General features: G+C 34.3%; 20 protein-coding genes. 13 read left to right on the top strand and 7 right to left on the bottom strand.

The features are described 5' to 3' along the window. Positions 1–120: 120 nt before the first annotated feature. Positions 121–639, bottom strand: a complete 519-nt coding sequence (locus GTZ96_RS12200; protein ID WP_161644195.1) for a hypothetical protein — start codon at positions 637–639, stop codon at positions 121–123. Between the two features lie 82 nt (positions 640–721). Then, complete coding sequence (locus GTZ96_RS12195; RefSeq protein ID WP_161644194.1) at positions 722–1,711, bottom strand: glycosyltransferase family protein; 990 nt, start codon at positions 1,709–1,711, stop codon at positions 722–724. Positions 1,712–1,910: 199 nt separating this feature from the next. Here GTZ96_RS12195 and GTZ96_RS12190 point away from each other — a divergent pair, with 199 nt between their 5' ends. The 5 genes from GTZ96_RS12190 to GTZ96_RS12170 all read left to right on the top strand — a co-directional run bounded on the left by GTZ96_RS12190 (position 1,911) and on the right by GTZ96_RS12170 (position 6,391). Further along, a complete protein-coding gene (locus GTZ96_RS12190) occupies positions 1,911–2,609 on the top strand; it encodes a tetratricopeptide repeat protein (RefSeq protein ID WP_161644193.1) in 699 nt (232 codons plus the stop codon). Between the two features lie 38 nt (positions 2,610–2,647). Beyond that, the gene (locus GTZ96_RS12185; protein WP_161644192.1) at positions 2,648–4,003 is read left to right on the top strand and encodes a UDP-N-acetylmuramate--L-alanine ligase; all 1,356 of its coding nucleotides are present in this window, start codon (positions 2,648–2,650) and stop codon (positions 4,001–4,003) included. 106 nt (positions 4,004–4,109) lie between these two features. Next, complete coding sequence (gene radC, locus GTZ96_RS12180) at positions 4,110–4,802, top strand: RadC family protein (protein ID WP_161644191.1); 693 nt, start codon at positions 4,110–4,112, stop codon at positions 4,800–4,802. 8 nt (positions 4,803–4,810) lie between these two features. Next, positions 4,811–5,500, top strand: a complete 690-nt coding sequence (locus GTZ96_RS12175) for a YjjG family noncanonical pyrimidine nucleotidase (RefSeq protein ID WP_161644190.1) — start codon at positions 4,811–4,813, stop codon at positions 5,498–5,500. Positions 5,501–5,590: 90 nt separating this feature from the next. After that, positions 5,591–6,391 (top strand): hypothetical protein, encoded by an 801-nt coding sequence (locus GTZ96_RS12170; protein WP_161644189.1) that lies wholly within the window; start codon positions 5,591–5,593, stop codon positions 6,389–6,391. Positions 6,392–6,456: 65 nt separating this feature from the next. On the opposite strand, the gene GTZ96_RS12165 is transcribed toward GTZ96_RS12170, so the two are convergent. Continuing rightward, on the bottom strand, positions 6,457–7,734 hold the full coding sequence (locus tag GTZ96_RS12165; protein ID WP_161644188.1) for a replication-associated recombination protein A: 1,278 nt from the start codon (positions 7,732–7,734) through the stop codon (positions 6,457–6,459). A gap of 197 nt (positions 7,735–7,931) precedes the next feature. Here GTZ96_RS12165 and GTZ96_RS12160 point away from each other — a divergent pair, with 197 nt between their 5' ends. Continuing rightward, a complete protein-coding gene (locus GTZ96_RS12160; protein ID WP_161644187.1) occupies positions 7,932–8,699 on the top strand; it encodes a rhomboid family intramembrane serine protease in 768 nt (255 codons plus the stop codon). Positions 8,700–8,754: 55 nt separating this feature from the next. Here GTZ96_RS12160 and rlmB read toward each other — a convergent pair whose 3' ends face one another. The 4 genes from rlmB to GTZ96_RS12140 all read right to left on the bottom strand — a co-directional run bounded on the left by rlmB (position 8,755) and on the right by GTZ96_RS12140 (position 15,429). Beyond that, positions 8,755–9,489: a 23S rRNA (guanosine(2251)-2'-O)-methyltransferase RlmB gene (gene rlmB, locus GTZ96_RS12155; RefSeq protein WP_161644186.1), complete on the bottom strand. Its 735-nt coding sequence runs from the start codon at positions 9,487–9,489 to the stop codon at positions 8,755–8,757. A gap of 64 nt (positions 9,490–9,553) precedes the next feature. After that, complete coding sequence (locus tag GTZ96_RS12150) at positions 9,554–10,465, bottom strand: hypothetical protein (protein ID WP_161644185.1); 912 nt, start codon at positions 10,463–10,465, stop codon at positions 9,554–9,556. A 16-nt stretch (positions 10,466–10,481) separates the two neighbouring features. Continuing rightward, positions 10,482–12,182 (bottom strand): SusD/RagB family nutrient-binding outer membrane lipoprotein, encoded by a 1,701-nt coding sequence (locus GTZ96_RS12145; protein ID WP_161644184.1) that lies wholly within the window; start codon positions 12,180–12,182, stop codon positions 10,482–10,484. Between the two features lie 10 nt (positions 12,183–12,192). After that, positions 12,193–15,429 carry a SusC/RagA family TonB-linked outer membrane protein gene (locus tag GTZ96_RS12140; RefSeq protein WP_161644183.1) on the bottom strand — a complete coding sequence of 1,079 codons (3,237 nt, stop codon included), beginning with the start codon at positions 15,427–15,429 and terminating at the stop codon, positions 12,193–12,195. A gap of 253 nt (positions 15,430–15,682) precedes the next feature. Here GTZ96_RS12140 and rpsL point away from each other — a divergent pair, with 253 nt between their 5' ends. The 7 genes from rpsL to rplW all read left to right on the top strand — a co-directional run bounded on the left by rpsL (position 15,683) and on the right by rplW (position 20,842). Next, positions 15,683–16,066 carry a 30S ribosomal protein S12 gene (gene rpsL / locus GTZ96_RS12135; RefSeq protein WP_007136570.1) on the top strand — a complete coding sequence of 128 codons (384 nt, stop codon included), beginning with the start codon at positions 15,683–15,685 and terminating at the stop codon, positions 16,064–16,066. Between the two features lie 116 nt (positions 16,067–16,182). Beyond that, positions 16,183–16,659 (top strand): 30S ribosomal protein S7, encoded by a 477-nt coding sequence (gene rpsG / locus GTZ96_RS12130; RefSeq protein WP_026727879.1) that lies wholly within the window; start codon positions 16,183–16,185, stop codon positions 16,657–16,659. 10 nt (positions 16,660–16,669) lie between these two features. After that, positions 16,670–18,826: an elongation factor G gene (gene fusA, locus GTZ96_RS12125; protein ID WP_161644182.1), complete on the top strand. Its 2,157-nt coding sequence runs from the start codon at positions 16,670–16,672 to the stop codon at positions 18,824–18,826. 11 nt (positions 18,827–18,837) lie between these two features. Beyond that, positions 18,838–19,143 carry a 30S ribosomal protein S10 gene (rpsJ, locus tag GTZ96_RS12120; protein WP_007803605.1) on the top strand — a complete coding sequence of 102 codons (306 nt, stop codon included), beginning with the start codon at positions 18,838–18,840 and terminating at the stop codon, positions 19,141–19,143. Between the two features lie 155 nt (positions 19,144–19,298). Beyond that, complete coding sequence (gene rplC, locus GTZ96_RS12115) at positions 19,299–19,916, top strand: 50S ribosomal protein L3 (protein ID WP_161644181.1); 618 nt, start codon at positions 19,299–19,301, stop codon at positions 19,914–19,916. Next, positions 19,916–20,545: a 50S ribosomal protein L4 gene (gene rplD / locus GTZ96_RS12110; protein WP_161644180.1), complete on the top strand. Its 630-nt coding sequence runs from the start codon at positions 19,916–19,918 to the stop codon at positions 20,543–20,545. The genes rplC and rplD overlap by 1 nt, the downstream gene beginning before the upstream one ends. A gap of 6 nt (positions 20,546–20,551) precedes the next feature. After that, a complete protein-coding gene (gene rplW / locus GTZ96_RS12105) occupies positions 20,552–20,842 on the top strand; it encodes a 50S ribosomal protein L23 (RefSeq protein ID WP_161644179.1) in 291 nt (96 codons plus the stop codon). Positions 20,843–20,844 lie beyond the last annotated feature (2 nt).

Below are 20,844 nucleotides of genomic sequence, written 5' to 3'. Positions count from 1 at the left end.
AAGCTTTGCAAGCTTCATCATTTGGCAATTCTTTTATAAAGTTTAGTATGCTTTGTCCTTCAAATACTTCCATAACGACTGTTTTTAAAGACATAAAAATACAGAAACTAAATGACTAACTCAATAATTTTTATATGGAATAGCATATGTTCTACTTCTAACATTCATTAATTGACCATTTTGGGTTACCATAGAAAATTTGGAAATAAAATAAATGCTCTTTATTCCAGATATTTGTATGTCAGTTGGTTCTTTAATATATTCAAAATCTGGAAAATATATTTTTAGTCCTTTTGCACTTTCTATTATTGTATTTTTGAAACTTTCAAAATTCTTATTTGCTTTTGCTCTTACATTTACTTGTATTGTTGGAACTACACCAGCGTGAGTTTTTGGGTTATATTTATAAAATGAAGTTAGTAGAATAGAACCTTTATGATCGGATAAAAATTTACTTAGATTTTTGTCAGAAATTTCAAATTTTTCAAGATTTTTCAGTATTTCTTTATTGCTTGTCTGCATCCAATTTTTTGGCTCTTGAATTTGAAATCCATATTCTTTATTTACAAATTTTTTCTGGCTATAAGTTATATTTATAAAAGTTGTGAAAAATAAGATTGTTAAGATTGCGTTTTTCATTACGAATGTTTTTACAAATGCAATAGTAAGAATTTTATTCAATTAAAGCCATTGAGAAACTAGGTTTTTTTTATAAAACATATTATTCTCTATAAGTATCAAACAAATATTGTAAAGTTTCAGGAATATTATTGGCTTGCATTTTTGGATAGATAATATCATGGTTGAGCCAGTTTTCTATAATTGTTTCAAAGTTTTTCCCGACTTCATAAACTACAGGAACGCCCATTCTTTTTAATGCAGCTGCATTACATTCTTGTTCGTAATGTTTTTTGATAGGAATAGAGAGGATTTTTTTACCCAAGTGCAAAGCTTCAGCTGGAGTTTCAAAACCACCGCCCGTGATGATTCCTTCACAAGAAATTAAACTCTGGTTGAATTTTTTTTGATTTACCGGAAAATAGGTAATATTTCCAATTGTGTGCTTGAACTCAATTCCTTGTAAAAACCAATGAAATTGTATGTCTTTTACTTTGTTAAAGGCTTTTTCAAGGCAATCTTTATCGAAAGAAGGCAAGTAAACTGTGATGTGTTTTAAGTTGGTTGGTTCAGCTTGAATAATCTCATCTTTGATGATGGGAGGAAGTATAAAAGAATCGTATTTTTCAAAATGCAAGCCAATATTTTTAGGAGAAGGCGCATAATGTTTCAGAATCATTTCGCCCATTATGCTCTTTTTTTCGGGTCTTGGAGTGTTTGCCGAAATAAAACTCGCCTGATGTCCTAGCTGAACCGAATGTACTTTTTGCATCTTGCAAGCAAGCGAAGTAATGGAGTCAAAATCATTGATGATAACATCATAATTTTTTAACGGAAGCGCATCGGCATCTTTGTATATTTGGCGCAGTTTGATGTTTTTGACAATGTCCCAATAGTCTAATCCGCCACATTTACTGTAATGTAAACTGCAACCTTTGCTTTTGTATTTTATAGGTAATTTAATGTCTAAAGTAGCATTGTTTCCACTTAAAAAGAAATCGACAGTTCCAAATTTTTGTAGATAAGGATACAATTGTGTTGCTCTACTAATGTGCCCATTTCCTGTTGCCTGAATGGCATAGAATATTTTCATATTTGTGACTTAAAATGTACGAATCAACATTTTTGTTTGTTTTGAAAAACAAATCAGCATGGATCCCGTTTTTCATTTACGAAAGTAAATCGGAGATGTTATTATAAGGTTGTTTTAAGATTTCTATTAGGTTATTATTTATGCTTTTTATAAGATATAAAGTTTTTATAATCCTTTTTAATTTCCTTATTTTTGGAAAATGAAACACATTCTAATTGTATTTTTTTTATTTCCAATATTGGTTTTTTCTCAGGCAAATTTGGAGAAAGCCCAACAGTTATTTGAAGAGGGTAAAATCGAACAGGCCAAGCCCATGTTTGAAGTGCTCTTGAAAAAAAATCCATCCAATATAAAAATCATGGAATATTTAGGAGACATTGCAGGACGAAGTAAAGACTGGGATGATGCGCTGTTGTACTACGGGAAATTAAAGAAAGCAAAACCTTCGGAAGCCAATTTTTATTTTAAATACGGTGGGGTTTTAGGAATGAAAGCTTTGGAAGGTAGTAAATTTAAGGCATTAGGAATGATTGATGATGTGCGAACGAATTTTGAAAAAGCAATACAGCTAAATCCAAAACACATTGAAGCCAGATGGGCTTTGATAGAATTGAATCTTCAATTGCCGGGAATTTTGGGAGGTAGCGAGAAAAAAGCCATTCAATATTCAAATGAGTTGGCGCAAATTTCACCTGTTGACGGTTATTTGTCCAGAGGTCATATTGATGAATATTTTAAAAGATATACCAAGGCTGAACAACATTATAAAAAAGCCATAGCTGTGGGGAATTCAAAAAAAACCTATCAAAAATTGGCTAATTTGTATGCCAATAAAATGAAATCGCCCGAAAAAGCACAAGCGGTTTTAGAAGAATTTAAAAAGAAAAACGACAATTAATTAAGGAAAATAAACTTACGCATAAGCGAATATCTAATATGAAAACACATTTTATAGCTATTGGAGGAAGTGCCATGCACAATCTGGCTTTAGCGCTACACAATAAAGGATGTCAGGTAACAGGAAGTGATGATGCTATCTTTGAACCTTCGAAATCACGTTTAGATAAAAAAGGAATTTTACCGGCTGAATTAGGTTGGTTTCCTGAAAAAATCACTGCTGATATTGAGGCGGTAATTTTAGGAATGCACGCCAAAGCTGATAATCCTGAATTGTTGAAAGCGCAGGAATTGGGCTTGAAAATTTATTCGTATCCTGAGTTTTTATACGAACAATCTAAAAACAAAACCCGTGTAGTTATTGGTGGTTCTCATGGAAAAACAACCATTACTTCAATGATTTTACATGTCATGCATTACCACGATATTGAAGTAGATTATATGGTGGGCGCTCAATTAGAAGGTTTTGACACCATGGTGCATCTTACCGAAGAAAATGATTTTATGGTTCTGGAAGGCGATGAATATTTGTCTTCGCCAATTGACAGACGACCAAAATTTCATTTGTACCAACCTAATATTGCATTAATTTCTGGAATTGCCTGGGATCATATCAATGTGTTTCCAACGTATGAGAATTATGTGGAGCAGTTTGAAATTTTTATTGATAAAATTACCAATGGTGGAATTTTAGTTTATAACGAAAATGATTCGGAAGTAAAACGTGTGGCTGAAGCAGCGACTAATCCGATTCGAAAAATAGCGTATCATACGCCAAATTATAAAGTAGAAAACGGAACAACCTTATTAGAAACTCCGGAAGGTGATATGCCAATTGAGGTTTTTGGAGCGCACAATTTGAATAATCTGGCTGGAGCCAAATGGATTTGCCAAAATATGGGTGTAGATGAAGCTGATTTTTATGAAGCTATTGCGAGTTTTAAAGGAGCTTCAAAGCGTTTGGAAAAAATTGCTGAAAGCAAAACAAAAGTAGCTTACAAAGATTTTGCACATTCGCCATCTAAGGTTTCGGCAACCACAAAAGCAGTGAAAGAACAATATCCGGATAGAACGGTAGTGGCTTGTTTAGAGTTGCATACTTACAGCAGTTTGAATGCCGAATTTTTAAAAGAATACGAAGGCGCATTGGCTTATGCCGATACAGCGGTTGTTTTTTATTCGCCAGATGCAGTAAAAATTAAACAGTTAGAAGAAGTAACTTATGAGCAAATTGCCAAAGCCTTCAATCGCGAAGATTTGATTATTTATACTAATCCTGCTGAGTTCAAGGAATATCTTTTCAATTTGAATCTGGATAATTCAGCTTTATTATTGATGAGTTCAGGAAATTATGGTGGATTGAATTTTGATGAGGTGAAAGGCTTAATTGCTTAATTAAGATTGCAATATCTTTTTTTAATGTAAGAAAAAGATATTTTAGTTTAAAAGATTTAGCGTTATATTTACGTAATGCAAGTTATTACTAACTGAATCTTTTGCTATGGAAAACAATCATTTCCCCATTACCAATTGGTCTGAAGACGATAAGCCCAGAGAGAAATTAATGCTCAAAGGTAAAAGTGCTTTAAGTGATGCCGAGTTAATAGCTATTTTGATTGGTTCCGGAAGCAGGAACGAATCGGCGGTTGATTTAAGCAAAAGGATTTTAGCTAAAGTAGCTAATAACTTGAATAGCCTGGGCAAAATGTCTATGGCGCAATTGATGGAATTTAAGGGAATAGGTGAGGCTAAGGCCATTTCGTTAATTGCTGCAATGGAGTTGGGAAGACGAAGGAGAGCAGAGGAAGCAGTCGAATTAACTAAAATCACTTCAAGTAAGTCGGTTTTTGAAATTATGCAACCTATTATTGGTGAATTGCCACATGAGGAATTTTGGATTTTGTATTTGAATAATTCCAATAAGGTGATTTCGAAAGCACAAATTAGCGTTGGTGGTATTACGGGAACAATTGTAGATGTGCGTTTAGTATTTAAAATGGCACTCGAAAAAGGAGCAACAGCTTTAATATTGTGTCATAATCATCCATCAGGGACTTTGGTCCCAAGTGATGCCGATAAACAAATTACTAAGAAATTAAAGTTGGCAGGGGATAGCTTAGATGTTAAAGTTTTGGATCATTTGATTGTAACAGAGACAAAATATTTTAGTTTTGTGGATGAAGGAATTTTTTAAAAGCGAAAATGAGAATTGATAATATAAAAGATGTGTTTTTTGATTTAGATCATACCCTTTGGGATTTTGATAAAAATTCTAAAATTACTTTTGAGACTATTTTTGCCCGAAAGCATCCCGAAGTTGCCATAGATTCATTTATTGCTCATTATATTCCTATCAATCAGGCCTGCTGGAAATTGTACCAATACGATAAAATTACACATCAGCAGTTGCGTTACGATCGATTGAAATTGTCTTTTGATGCTATTAATTATGAAATTTCAGATGCTGAGATTGAAATCATTTCACAAGAGTATATCGATTTGCTTACAGAGAACAATCATCTTTTTGATGGGGCTTTTGAGATTTTAGATTATTTAATTGGAAAATATAAGTTGCATGTTATTACCAATGGTTTTGCTCATGTACAAGTTAAGAAGCTTACAAATGCTAATTTAAACGCTTATTTTTCGACAATTACAAATTCCGAAATGGCAGGAGTTAAAAAACCGAATCCTATTATTTTTGAATACGCTTTGGATTTGGCTAAAGCCAAAAAAGAAACAAGTATCATGATTGGCGATTCAATAGAAGCAGATGTTTTAGGCGCACTAGATGCGGGAATAGATGCTATTTATTTTAACGAAAGTAAGCAGGATGTGGATGATAATATTAAACAAATTAGTCATTTACTGGAACTTAAAAACTATTTATAATTATTATTGCATTAATATTGAAGTCTCGCAAGCAACTAATTTGCTAAAAGGCAGTCTATATTATAATCACAACAAATAAATTTTACCTATATGAAAAAACAATTTCTATTTCTTTTATTGCTTGTTTCCAGTTTTGGAATTGCACAATCCTTAAACGACTATAAAACCGTAGTTGTACCTTTGAAATTTGAATTCTTAAAATCAGAAAACCAATATAGAATCGCTACTTTGTCTAAATTTAATTTGAACAAAGTAGGTTTTGATGTTTATTATTCTAATCAGGTTGTTCCAGACGATATTAACAGATGTGCTGTTTTGAATTATGATATCGTTAAAGAGAGTGGATTTTTAACAACAAAACTACACATCACTTTTAAAGATTGTTACGGTAAAATCGTGTATCAATCCCAAATTGGATTGAGTAGAGAAAAAGATTTTCAATTGGCTTATACTGATGCTTTGAATAAAGCATTTGCATCACTTTATGAATTAGAATATCAATACAACGGTGGTACTAATGTTGCTTTAGAAGAAAAACCAGAAAAGAGGGAAAAGCCAGAAAAGAGAGAAAAAGTTGAAAAAATAGAGAGAGTAGAGAGAGTAGAGAAAGTTGAAGAAGTAAAACAATCGATACCAGCTACTGTTGTGGTTAATAAGAGTCTTGATCCAAACGAATTACTTTATGCGCAGCCTCTTGCAGGTGGAAATTATCAGCTAATTGATAGCAAGCCAAGTGTGGTAATAAAAATTTATAAAACTTCAGATGCTAATTCTTTCTTAGCTCAAAAAGGAAATCAACAAGGAATATTGATTAAAAAAGAAAACCAATGGTTTTTTGAATATTATCAAGATGATAAATTAGTTTCCGAAAAAATAAACGTTAAGTTTTAATCCTAAAAAACGGCTTTCAAATTAAATTTGGAAGCCGTTTTTTTTACTTCTAACTTCTAACCTCTTCAATAACCATATTTGTCTTTCCATCGGTTTTTGAGAAATTCCCGAGTTGTTTTTTCTCTGGAATTATCACCGGGAACATATATGGGTGTGTTTTTAATTTCTTCGGGTAAATATTCCTGCTCGGCAAAATTATTAGCATATTCATGCGAATATTTATACTCTTCGCCATATCCTAATTCTTTCATTAACTTAGTTGGGGCATTGCGTAAATGGATTGGAACCGATAAATCCCCTGTTTGCTTCACAATTTGTTGTGCCGTATTAATAGCCATATAAGAAGCATTACTTTTAGGTGAAGTTGCTAAATAAATAGCACATTGACTCAGTAAAATTCGGCTTTCGGGATAACCAATAGTTGTTACCGCTTGAAATGTATTATTGGCCATTATCAAGGCGGTAGGATTAGCATTTCCAATATCTTCACTAGCTGAAATAAGTAATCTTCTAGCAATGAATTTGACATCTTCGCCACCTTCAATCATTCGAGCCAACCAATAAACTGCGCCATTAGGATCACTTCCACGAATGGATTTGATAAAAGCCGAAATAATGTCATAATGTTGTTCACCACTTTTGTCATACAAAACGGTGTTTTGTTGCACCAATTCAAGGACACGATGGTTTGTAATTACAATTTCGTCTTCAGCCGAAGCGTTTACGACCAATTCGAAAATATTTAATAGTTTGCGTCCATCGCCGCCCGAAAGTCGCAGTAGGGCTTCCGTTTCTTCTAATTGGATATCCTTAGTCTTTAAATAAGTGTCTGTTTTCATCGCGCGAGCCAAAAGAGATTCTAAATCTGCTTTGGTAAATGCATTTAAAGTATAGACTTGACAACGCGAAAGCAATGCGGGAATAACTTCAAAACTTGGATTTTCGGTTGTAGCACCAATGAGTGTAATCCAACCTTTTTCGACTGCAGCCAATAAGGAATCTTGCTGTGATTTGCTAAAACGATGAATCTCATCAATAAACAAAATTGGATTTTTGGCAGTGAAAAGTCCTCCGCTTTGTTTGGCTTTTTCTATTACGTCACGAATATCTTTGACTCCAGAATTGATGGCGCTTAAGATAAAAAACGGGCGTTGCGATTCTTGCGCAATAATTTGTGCTAAAGTAGTTTTTCCTGTTCCTGGCGGCCCCCAAAATATTAACGACGGAATAATTCCTCTGGCAATTTGTTGCGTCAAAGAGCCGTTTGGGCCAACCAAATGCGATTGACTGATGTATTCGTCTAATTTTTGTGGGCGTATGCGTTCTGCTAGTGGTGCTTCCATTTTTTTAAATCTGAGATCAAAAGTCGTTATTCTTCAATCTGAAATCAAAAATAACTTTGGTAAAATTACTGTTTTTATTTGAAGGAACATCTCTGTTTTCTATTCTCTATTTTCTGTTTTTTCTTTTATAAGTATGACAAAATAGCATTATATTGTATTTGGTTACATAATTGATTGCATTGTTTTAAAGCAATAAAATGGATAAACATTTCAAATTTACAAACGCGGTTATAGGACTCCCACTTTTTTTTGTGTTGTTCCTATGGTTTGTGTATTGGTTAGAAATTCGTTTTGATTTTGACTTTGTAGAAAACGGAATTTATCCTCGTACTTTTTCAGGATTGCAAGGCGTGATTTTCAGTCCTTTTATCCATTCTGATTTGAATCATCTTTACAATAATTCCATTCCGCTTTTAGTATTATTAGCTGCTTTACAGTTTTTTTATTCGAAACTGTCTTTTCAAGTGGTTTGCTATGGTATTTTGTTTTCGGGGGTTTTAACTTGGTTGATTGGAAGAGAAAGTTATCATATTGGCGCAAGCGGATTGATTTATGTGTTGTTCGCTTTTATTTTTTTCAAAGGAATAATGACTAAATACTACCGTTTGGTGGCTTTGTCTTTGGCGGTAATTACAATGTATGGTGGAATGATTTGGTATGTGTTCCCAAAAGTGGATGAGGCTATTTCCTGGGAAGGGCATTTGGCAGGTTTGATTACCGGTTTTGCTTTAGCGGTTTTGTATCAAACGCCTGAGTTTAAAAAAGTGCCTAAATACGAATGGGAAATGCCCGATTATAATCCAGCAGAAGATAAATTCATGCAACGATTTGATGAAAACGGCAATTTTGTAAATCCTCCAATAATTGATCCTGATGAGGAAATACAATCTTATTACTTATCCAATTTTGATGTCAATTACGATATTGTAGATAACGAAAAAAACGAATCAAAACCAGAGTCTTAATTCGTTTATATTTTTTTAACCACCTTCCCAAAGGAAAGGGTTGGGGATGGGATTATTAACTTCTCTGTCTTACCGCTTCGTATAAAAATGCACCACAAGCAACAGATACGTTCAAAGAACCAATTGTTCCAAACATGGGTAGTTTAGCTTTTTCGTCTACAATTTTTAATACTGAAGGATTTACTCCACGATCTTCTGAACCCATGATAATCGCTACCCCTTCGTTTAGATTAACGTTGTAAATCGTGTCGTCTGTTTTTTCAGTAGCTGCAACGGTTTTGATACCGCTTCCTTGTAAAAGGAAAATAGCATCTTTAATGTGTTCTACTTTACAAATTGGAATATTAAAAACCGCACCAGCCGATGTTTTAACAGTATCTCCATTTACAGGAGCTGAACCTGATTTTTGAATGATTATTCCGTTTACTCCAGTACATTCAGCAGTTCTAATAATAGCGCCAAAATTACGGGCATCAGAAATTTGATCCAATATCAAAAACAATGGTTTTTTTCCATTTTCGATTACCGTTTCAATCAAAGTTTCTAAATCAAAAAAAGAAATAGGAGAGATGGTAGCTACAGCACCTTGATGGTTGTTAGGAGTAAGTTTGTTTAGTTTTTCAACAGGAACATACGAAAAATTTACATTAGCACGCTTCATGACTTTCATCAAGTCTTTCATCAATTCGCCAGAGGCTTCTTTTTGAATGTACACTTTGTCTATTGTTGTACCAGCTTGAATCGCTTCAATAATGGCTCTAATCCCGAATATTTGATGTTCTTTTTCCATGGCGCAAATATATAAAAAAAATCCATCCCGATTTAGGATGGATTTTGTAGTTGTTTTTATTTTTTTATAATGTTAAACTAGGCCAGTTGGAACCATCGGTTCTTTTTAAAGTAGTATTACCGAATTCACCATAATCATTTTCCCAGTGAAAAGAAATTTTATCCCCATTGACCACTAAGTTAGAAAATGTAAATACTTCTCCATATTGGTCAGTACCTAGGTAAGAAATTTTGTTGCAAATATCTTTAAGTTGCACTTTTTGGGCAATATTACCAGGCCCATATAAGCCTGCCCATCCACCGAAAGAAGCATCAGATATATTGTAGACACCTCCGCCTAAATCCTCAAAAACAACTGTTCCTGTTAAAGGTCCGGCAGCAAATTCTCCAGTAGGAGCACTGGTATTTGTGGTAGTGAATTGATAAGTACCGCCTAGAGAAGAAGGACAAGAAACATTGTATGCTTGGAAAACTTTGTAAGTGCTGGAAGTGGCTATATTAGGGCTAAAATTATTGCTGCCATCATCATTAATAAGTTTTAAAACTGTTCCATCTTTTAAGGTTAATTCAGCGCTAATAGTTAACTGATCACCTGTTTCAAAATCATCTGATGAATTTAGTTGGGAAAAGGCATCATATATCTTTTGTTTATTAATGTTTAAAGTATAAGGGAATGTTTTTATAGCTGTAGAAAACTTTCCTTTGAATATTGTTGTTCCGTCAGATTTAATGTATAATCCCACAACGTCTATTGAAGCTATATCGCCAACGGCTTTGTCAATTGTAAAACCAAGATTGATATCTCCTCCGTTTTGTAATGCAACTAAATTAATATATGTCTCTGACGAAGATGATTTTTGGATGTCGATTACAGCACCATATTGTGTGTCTATTTTTGAGTCACCACCATCATTTTCACAGGAGAGTACTAACATTAATAATGTTAATATAGCGAATATTTTTCTTATATTTTTCATGATATATTTTCATTTATTAGTTATCCCAAAATATTTTGTATGTTGCCGGGTTTTTCTGTGCAGGAGCATTTTTGTTTAAATTTAACTCAGAAAGAGGCCAATATAAAGATAATTGGTATGGGTTTTTCAAGACTGTTTCTGAATCATCAATTGGGAATCCATCTCCGTTATTTAATTGGTATTCTTTTGAAGTTGAATTAGGGTTTGCTAAAATTGGGAAACCAGTTCTTCTGTAATCAGTATATTGATCCATTGGGTCTCCAAAAGTGGCTACCCATTTTTGAGTCATAATGATTTCTAGTTTCTTAGTGCTGTTTACAGCGGTAAATTCAGTGATGATTTTGTTGATGAAAGTCGTAACATTTGAGGAACCAACTAGTTTGGGTATTCCTGTTTGTTTTGTTCCGCTATTAGCAACAACCTGATCTACTTTTGCAAAACTAGCTTGCATAGCTTGTTGTAGTTTTGTGGTAACATTGCCTGTTAATTTTCCTGCTTGGATTAATTCTGCTTGAATATATAAAAACTCATCATAGGTTAATATTCTATGTGGGGCAATTCCAGTTCCAGAGTCAACGTCGGCTACACCTCCGTTACCATCATCGTATCTTCCTCCGCAAGGAAAAATACCAGGGTAGGTGTTTGAGTTTTCGGTGCTAAAACTGCTCCAAGGTCCTTGGCTGCCAAATCGGATACTAAAAAAGCCGGTGGTTTTGTCCCAATAGTCAGCTTTTGGATTTCCAGTGTTTGTATCTCCTAAATCAGGAGGAAATTGTCCTGCTGTAAGTTGCTTAAAGAAATAATAACTAATTCTAGGGTCTTTATTTCCATTATGAATATTAGGATTCATCCCCATCATTATTTCATAAAACCAAGGGCTCATATATGTGGTGAATTGTGAGCTATTATAAGATTCTAAGAATAAAGTATTTCTTTCGTCTGATGGTGAGGAATTTCCAGTATGAAGAAATTGAAAATCATCATCGATAGATGTGAAGAAATTATTTTCAGCAATCAAAGCATTAAAACCAGTTTGATCAAATTCTGACGATAAACGCATTTGATTGTATAGTTTTAACTTGAATGTGTTTGCAAAACGTATCCATTTAACGGTGTCCCCACCATAAAACAAATCATCGGCACTAGGTTTTAATCCTGTGTTTGTTTTTAAATTGGTTTTAGCAGTTTCAATTAAAGTTAAAATTGATTTGTAAATTTCTTTTTGATCATCAAATTTCGGACCTACAGTACCGACTTTCAGTTTTGTAGCTTCGCTATAAGGTACATCTCCCCATAAATCAACGGCTACTGACATTAAATAGGCTTTTTCTAGTTGTGCAATTCCTAGATATATTAAATCGCCACTTTCGGAACTTTGTTTGATTAAACTTTCAATATCGGTTAAGGTTAGGTATGAATTATCCCAATCATTTTGAACAGTTATGTTATTTACTTTTGTTCCATATTGATCTTGTTCTTCTTTTACGGTCATTTGATGAGTGTACACCTGTAATACATCTCCAGAATAATCTTGAAAACCGGTTGTTTTTCCTAAAGCGACTTGAGTACTTGTCAGTAAATAATTGAGAGGGGCAATTGTAGGATTGTCAGTGTCAGTATCAACATCAAGATAACCGTTACAACTTACTAGGAGTATTGATGATAATAATAATGCAAATATTGTATTATTATGTTTCAATGTTTTTATAAGTTTCATACTGTTAGTTTTAGAATGTTAAATTAATTTTGAAACCAAGTCTTTTTGAGGTTGGTGCTGCTGTAATTTCAATTCCTTGTAGTCTTCCGGAACCAAAACTTGCAATTTCAGGATCGAAATTAGTGTATTTAGGAACGTTTGGTGCTAAGTACCATAGGTTACTTCCTAGTAGACTAAAACTTACTTTTCCAAAAGCAGTTTTTTTCAAAATTTCAGAAGGTAAATCATAGGTTAAACTAATTTCTCTTAAACGAAAAACAGTTCCGTCATACACAGTTGCTTCGTCAACACTATTGATCGCAAATGTGTTTCCATTTGTCGAAGGAGAGAAATAGAGATCATTTGCAGTAATTTGGGTAGTGTTAGGGACAGGGTTGTTGTTCGTATCGGTAATAGGAACTACTTTTCCACTGTTAGTATCTATTTGTCCGTAATATCCTGGAATAATATAGGTATGTTCTCTGTCTTCGGTGTCTTTAGTTACACCACGTCCTAATAATTGCTCTAGTGTTGATGATTTGAAATCACCACCTTGTTTCCAGTCGAATTGGGCTCTTAATGAAAATCCTTTGTAGCTAAATGTGTTTGTAAAACTCATTTTAAAATCTGCATTTGGATCACCGATAATTCCGGCTTCAGTGTCTGCAAGAATTCCTCCGGATCCTGGATCTATTAAGTAGTTACCGTTGTTGTCTTTTGCAAATTTTGTTCCGTAAAAAATTCCGTAAGGTTGATCTTTTATGATGTATCCTACTTGAGCTAATCCTCCTTCGGTTTTCGCTCCTCCATTGCTGGCATTTATTTCGGTACGTTCAATGCCTTCTGCAATTTCGATAACTTTGTTTTTATTTTTGGTGAATGTGGTAGTAGATGTCCAATTAAAATTATTATTTTTTATAGGAACTAGGGTCAATGCAACTTCAATTCCTTTGTTGTTCATTTCACCAATATTTGTGTTGTAAGTATCGTAACCTGTCGATGTTGGGGTAGTAATGGCTGTAATTAAGTCTGTTGTTGTTTTGGTGTATAAACTTAAATCTAAGGCTATTCTTCTGTTGTAAAATTCTAATTCGGTACCAATTTCGTATTCGTTAGTAAATTCAGGTTTAATTTGTTGATCAGCTAATGATGTACTATTACCTATTACTGGGTTACTATTGAAAGCATCTCCTAAAATAAAAGAAGAACTTAAAAATTCTGCCGGAGCATCATTACCAACTTTAGCATAGCTAGCTCTTAATTTTGCAAATGTCAAGATGTTACTTTTAATGTTAAAAGCATCTGTTATGATTAAAGAGGTGTTAACTGAAGGATAGAAATACGAATTATTGTTTACTGGTAATGAAGATGAATAATCGTTTCTTCCAGTCGCATTTAGAAATAAGTAGTTTTTATATCCTAAAGTAATATCAGCAAAAATACCAACGTTTCTGTATCGAGTTCCTTCGTCAACTAAGCTGGCTATGTTTTTGAAATTTCTTAATGTAAATAGGTTGGGAGTTATGATTTCTCTTCCAGCAAAAGCAATTCGTGAAGTGTTCGTTTGTAAAATGTTGTTACCCGCAATTGCGGTAAGATTTATATCTTCATTTAACTTGTAGTTAAAATTTACTAAAAAAGTAGATTCAATATCTTCGTTAGTGAAGTTGTCAGTTACAAGATAGCCAACTCCTCCGTATGCGATAGAATTTTTATCTCTAATTTCTTTTCTGTCTAAGGTATATCTGTTAAATCCAAATCGATAGGATGCTGAAATATTGTCATTTATTGCGTAATCTAAATTTACTCCAGCGACTGTTCTGTTTGTTTTAGAAATGATTTTATCATGTTTCCATGACCATAAAGGGTGGTCGAATTGATTTCCGTTAGGTGTTACAGATGCTCCAGTTTCGGGATTCTCATATGGCAAGTTTAAATCCCAGTTTCTTGCGATAAAAAGGGTTCTTGCAAAAGAAGATGAAGATGACTCATCTGAAGATTGATGGTCGCCAAAAAAACCTCCATTTTGAGCTGTTTTCGCGTAACTCATATTGGCTCCCATTGTTAACTTATTTGCTAATTTAAAATTACCACCTATGGCAACAGATGTTCTGTCGTAGCTGTTAAAAGGAATGTAGCCGTTTTGGTTTAAGTTGGAGATAGTGGCGTTAAAATTACCATCTTGGCCTGCATAATTAAAACCAATAGAATTATCATAAACAGTACCAGTTCTAAACAGGTCTTTAACATTGTTAGGTTTGGCTACATAAGGAACTGTAGAGCCAAGTTCTGGAGCTACTTCTAAAACAGTTGGCCAAGTTGGGATGGTTCCGTCATCATTTAATCCATAGGCACTACCAGCTTTTCCAAATGCAGGTCCCCATGATCCATTGGATGAAGGGCCGTATTTGAAATTTGATCCGGCGCCATATTTGTTTTGGTAATCAGGTAGGTTAGCAATATTGTCGGTGTAAGCTCCTGTAGATACGTTTACACTAAGTTTATTGTTTTTATTAGCAGTTGTTGAACCTGTTTTGGTTGTGATTACAATAACCCCATTAACTGCTCTTGAACCATATAATGCTGAGGCTGCGGCACTTTTTAGAATGTTAATAGAAGCAATATTGTTAGGGTCTAAGCTCGATAACGCCGATTCGTATCCACCGCCACTATTGGTTTGGTTTGAAGTGGCCACTGAAGTATTGTTGTATTTTACTCCATCAACAATTATTAAAGGTTGCGTGTCTTTTGTGAATGAGTTGATACCTCTAATAGTGATTTGATTAGCAGCTCCAGCTACCCCAGAAGAAACGTTTATGTTTACCCCGGCTACTTTACCGTTGATGGCACGTAGTAAATCCGGTTCTGAATTTTCGGTAATCTCAGCAGGTTTTATTGTGCTAACAGAATATCCTAAGTCCTTAGGTTTTCTTTTTATACCCAGTGCTGTAACAACAACACCTTCAAGTTCTATAGATTCTCCTAAGAGTTTTACTGAAAGTGTTGATAAATTAGCTGGTTTTTCTTGTGTTTTCATTCCAATATAGCTAAATATCAGAATCTGAGATGGAGTAGCTTTAATGCTAAATTTACCATCAAAATCGGTTTGTGTTCCAGATTGCGTTCCTTTTATTAAAACGCTAACGCCAGGTAGAGGTATTCCTGAGTTGTCTGAAACAATACCTGTTACAAGTCTTTCCTGTGAGTAGGAAAGCTGTGTTATTATTGCTAATGCTAGCAATAATATTACTTTGAGTTTTGATTTCATTTTTAAAGATTTGGGTTCTTGTTACAAAAATCTTAAAAATGTGTTAAATAACCTAATTTTTCGGGGTTCTTTTTCTGTTTAGGTGTTTTAATTGTAAAAGATTAGGAACTGGAGTTTGTTTGTTAAAATTGTAAAGAAGATAATCTTGTTGAAAATTAATGAATTAACATTTGTAGAGTAAAAAATAATTTATACATTTGCAACCCCGTAAAAAGCGGGATTTATATTTACATAATAATTTTTAGTATTAATTATGCCAACAATTCAACAATTAGTAAGAACAGGAAGAACTCAGATAACTAAGAAGAGTAAATCGGTTGCTTTAGATTCTTGCCCTCAACGAAGAGGTGTTTGTACGCGTGTTTACACTACTACACCAAAAAAACCAAACTCTGCGATGCGTAAAGTAGCGCGTGTACGTTTGACAAATGGTAATGAAGTGAATGCTTACATCCCTGGTGAAGGTCACAATCTACAAGAGCACTCGATAGTATTAGTTAGGGGTGGAAGGGTAAAAGATTTACCAGGAGTTAGATATCACATCGTTCGTGGTGCGCTTGATACGTCAGGAGTAGCAGGAAGAACGCAAAGAAGATCTAAGTATGGTGCTAAACGCCCAAAAGAAGCAAAAAAGTAATTTAAAACGTTAAGAGTTAGAGGTTAGGAGTTAAGGGTTGGGGTTGAAGCGTAAGTAGAAATCTGTAACGCATAACATTTAACGGATAACCCATAACTTTTTATTAAAAAAAAGACATGAGAAAAAGAGCGGCAAAAAAGAGACCACTTTTACCAGATCCAAGGTTTAATGACCAACTGGTAACACGTTTTGTGAATAACTTAATGTGGGATGGTAAAAAATCTACAGCTTTTAAAGTTTTTTATGATGCAATTGACATTATTGAAACTAAAAAGCAAAATGACGAAAAAACTTCATTAGAAATCTGGAAAGATGCTTTAACAAACGTTATGCCTCACGTAGAAGTACGTAGCCGTAGAGTTGGTGGAGCTACATTTCAAATTCCAATGCAAATTCGTCCAGATAGAAAAATTTCTATGGCAATGAAGTGGTTGATACTTTATTCTAGAAGAAGAAACGAAAAGTCAATGGCTCAAAGATTAGCTTCAGAATGTTTAGCTGCGGCTAAAGAAGAAGGAGCGGCTGTTAAGAAAAGAATGGATACTCACAAAATGGCAGAAGCTAACAAAGCTTTCTCTCACTTTAGATTTTAATTCTTAAGAAATGGCTAGAGAACTTAAATATACAAGAAACATAGGAATTGCTGCTCATATTGATGCTGGTAAAACAACAACAACAGAGCGTATATTATTCTATACTGGAAAATCACACAAAATTGGTGAAGTGCACGATGGTGCTGCAACAATGGACTGGATGGCGCAAGAGCAAGAAAGAGGTATTACAATTACTTCTGCGGCTACAACTTGTGAATGGAATTTTCCAACTACACAAGGTAAAATTTTACCTGAAACATTGCCTTATCACTTTAATATTATCGATACCCCGGGACACGTTGATTTTACTGTTGAGGTAAATCGTTCTTTGCGTGTGCTTGATGGTTTGGTTTTCTTATTTAGTGCTGTTGATGGTGTTGAGCCACAATCAGAAACTAACTGGAGATTAGCAGATCAATATAGAGTACCACGTATTGGTTTCGTTAATAAAATGGATAGACAAGGTTCTAACTTTTTGATGGTATGTCAGCAAGTTAGAGATATGTTGAAATCAAACGCTGTTGCAATCACTTTGCCAATTGGTGAAGAGAATGATTTTAAAGGTGTTGTGGATTTAGTAAGAAACCAAGCTATTGTTTGGGATGATGCTGGAATGGGAGCAACTTATGAAGTTGTTGATATTCCTGCTGATATGGTTGATGAAGTAAAAGAATACAGAGATATTCTTATTGAAGCGGTTGCTGATTATGATGAGAACTTGCTTGATAAGTATATGGAAGATCCGGATTCTATTACAGAAGAGGAGATTAATACTGCTTTAAGAGCTGCTGTAATGGATATGGCTATCATTCCTATGATTGCTGGTTCATCTTTTAAAAACAAAGGAGTTCAATTCATGTTAGATGCAGTGTGTAAATACTTGCCATCTCCAATGGATAAAGAAGGTATTGAAGGAATTCACCCTGATGATGCTGAATTGTTAGAAGAGGATCAAACTAAAATCTTGCGTAAGCCAGATGTTAAAGAGCCATTTGCTGCTTTAGCATTTAAGATTGCTACTGACCCATTCGTAGGTCGTTTAGCTTTCTTCCGTGCTTATTCAGGTCGTTTAGATGCTGGTTCTTATGTTTTGAACACTCGTTCAGGAAATAAAGAAAGAATTTCTCGTATCTACCAAATGCACGCTAACAAACAAAATCCAATCGAATATATTGAGGCTGGAGATATTGGAGCTGCTGTTGGATTTAAAGATATTAAAACTGGAGATACATTGTGTGATGAAAAACATCCAATTATTCTTGAGTCAATGAAATTCCCTGCGCCGGTAATTGGTATTGCTATTGAGCCTAAAACTAAGGCTGACGTAGATAAAATGGGTATGGCTTTAGCTAAATTAGCTGAAGAAGATCCTACGTTTACTGTTAGAACTGATGAGGCTTCAGGGCAGACTATTATCTCAGGTATGGGTGAGCTTCACTTAGATATCTTAGTTGATAGAATGAAACGTGAATTTAAAGTTGAAGTGAACCAAGGTGAGCCTCAAGTTGAATATAAAGAAGCGTTTACTAAAAAAGCACAACATAGAGAGACTTATAAGAAACAATCTGGAGGTCGTGGTAAATTCGGTGATATCGTATTTATTCTTGAGCCTGCTGATGAAGTTGACGGTAAAACTCCAGTTGGGTTGCAGTTTATTAATGCTGTAAAAGGTGGTAACGTACCAAAAGAATATATTCCTTCTGTAGAGAAAGGTTTCCGTGAGGCTATGAAAACTGGTCCTTTAGCAGGGTATCAAGTTGATAGTTTAAAAGTAACTTTATTGGATGGATCTTTCCACCCTGTGGATTCTGATGCACTTTCTTTTGAACTTGCAGCTAGAATGGGTTATAGAGAAGTAGCTAAAGCTGCTGGAGCTGTAATTCTTGAGCCAATCATGAAAATGGAAGTTATTACACCAGAAGAAAACATGGGAGATATCGTAGGTGATATTAACCGTCGTAGAGGTCAGGTGAGTGACATGGGAGATAGAAATGGTGCTAAAACTATTAAAGCTGATGTGCCTTTATCAGAGATGTTTGGTTATGTTACAACATTAAGAACATTGTCTTCTGGTAGAGCAACTTCTACAATGGAATTCTCTCACTATGCAGAGACGCCTTCTAATATTTCAGAAGCAGTAATCAAAAAAGCAAAAGGAAACGCTTAATCTTTAAGAAAATGAGTCAAAAAATCAGAATAAAATTAAAATCTTACGATCACATGTTGGTAGATAAGTCTGCTGAGAAGATTGTAAAAACGGTTAAGACTACCGGAGCAGTGGTAACAGGGCCAATTCCTTTGCCAACTCACAAAAAATTGTTTACAGTATTGCGTTCTCCGCACGTAAACAAAAAAGCAAGAGAGCAATTTGAAGTAATGTCATATAAGAGATTAATTGATATTTATTCATCTTCATCTAAAACTATCGATGCTTTAATGAAATTAGAATTGCCTAGTGGAGTTGAAGTAGAAATCAAAGTTTAAGTTTTTTTTCAAGAGTAAATTAGAGCACTTTGTTTAAGTGAAAAGTTTTTTTGGATTGTGTGTAAATAAGTTATACTTTTGCACCACTTTAAAAAACAGCTTCACTTAAACGAATGTGTTCTGTTTTTATATTTAATAATTAATAATTAATATTTATGTCTGGGTTAATTGGTAGAAAAATCGGCATGACTAGTCTTTTTGATGAGAACGGGAAGAATATTCCTTGTACTGTTATTGAGGCAGGTCCATGTGTTGTTACCCAAGTCAGAACCAAAGGTGTTGACGGGTACGAAGCGTTGCAACTTGGTTTCGATGACAAAAACGAGAAACATTCCACAAAAGCGGCTTTAGGTCACTTTAAAAAAGCGGGAACTGTTGCTAAGAAAAAAGTCGTTGAATTCAAGGAATTTGCAACTGAACAAAAATTAGGAGATCTTATTGATGTTTCTATTTTTGCTGAAGGGGAATTTGTAGATGTACAGGGTGTGTCTAAAGGTAAAGGTTTTCAAGGTGTTGTAAAACGTCACGGTTTTGGTGGTGTTGGTCAAGCAACTCATGGTCAACATAACCGTTTAAGAGCGCCTGGTTCTGTTGGAGCTTCTTCTTATCCATCTAGAGTATTCAAAGGAATGCGTATGGCTGGAAGAATGGGAGGAGACAATGTAAAAGTTCAAAACCTTAGAGTTTTAAAAGTAGTGGCTGAAAAGAACCTGCTTGTTATTAAAGGATGTGTTCCTGGATGTAACAACTCTTATGTAATCATTCAGAAGTAATGGAAGTAAAAGTATTAGATTTCAACGGAAAAGATACTGGAAGAAAAGTTCAACTTTCTGATTCAGTATTCGCAATTGAACCAAATAATCACGCAGTATACCTTGATGTTAAGCAATATCTTGCTAATCAAAGACAAGGGACGCACAAAGCTAAAGAAAGAGCTGAAGTAGCGGGAAGTACTCGTAAGATTAAAAAACAAAAAGGAACAGGTACTGCTCGTGCGGGTAGTGCAAAAAACCCTTTGTTTAAAGGTGGTGGAACTGTTTTTGGGCCAAGACCAAGAAGTTATTCATTCAAATTGAATAAAAACTTGAAGCGTTTGGCGAGAAAATCAGCTTTCTCTATAAAAGCAAAAGAGTCAAATATTATCGTTCTTGAAGACTTTAATTTTGAGGCTCCGAACACTAAAAATTTCATTAACGTTTTGAAAGCTTTAGAGTTAGAAAATAAAAAATCTCTATTTGTATTGGGTAATACCAATAAAAATGTATATTTGTCGTCACGTAATTTAAAGGTGTCTAGTGTTGTAAGTAGCTTAGAATTAAGTACTTACGATATTTTAAATGCTAATAATTTAGTGCTTTTGGAGAGTTCTTTGGAAGTAATTGAAGAAAATTTAAGTAAATAATAGGATATGAGTATCATAATTAAACCTATAGTAACGGAAAAAGTAACCAAAGAAAGTGAAGTTTTGAACCGTTTTGGATTCGTTGTTAACAAAAAAGCAAACAAAGTTGAGATTAAGAAAGCTGTTGAGGCTGCTTATGGTGTGACTGTGTTAAGTGTTAATACGATTAATGTAAGACCAGACAGGACTACTAAATACACTAAAAGTGGTTTAATCAGTGGAAAGACAAATGCATATAAAAAAGCAATTGTACAAGTACAAGAAGGAGAAACAATTGATTTTTACAACAATATCTAAGA

The sequence above is a fragment of the Flavobacterium undicola genome, from assembly GCF_009909155.2.
GTDB lineage: Bacteria > Bacteroidota > Bacteroidia > Flavobacteriales > Flavobacteriaceae > Flavobacterium > Flavobacterium undicola.
The sequence above is the reverse complement of the archived record's forward strand: the minus strand, read 5'-3'. Positions and strand labels throughout refer to the sequence as shown.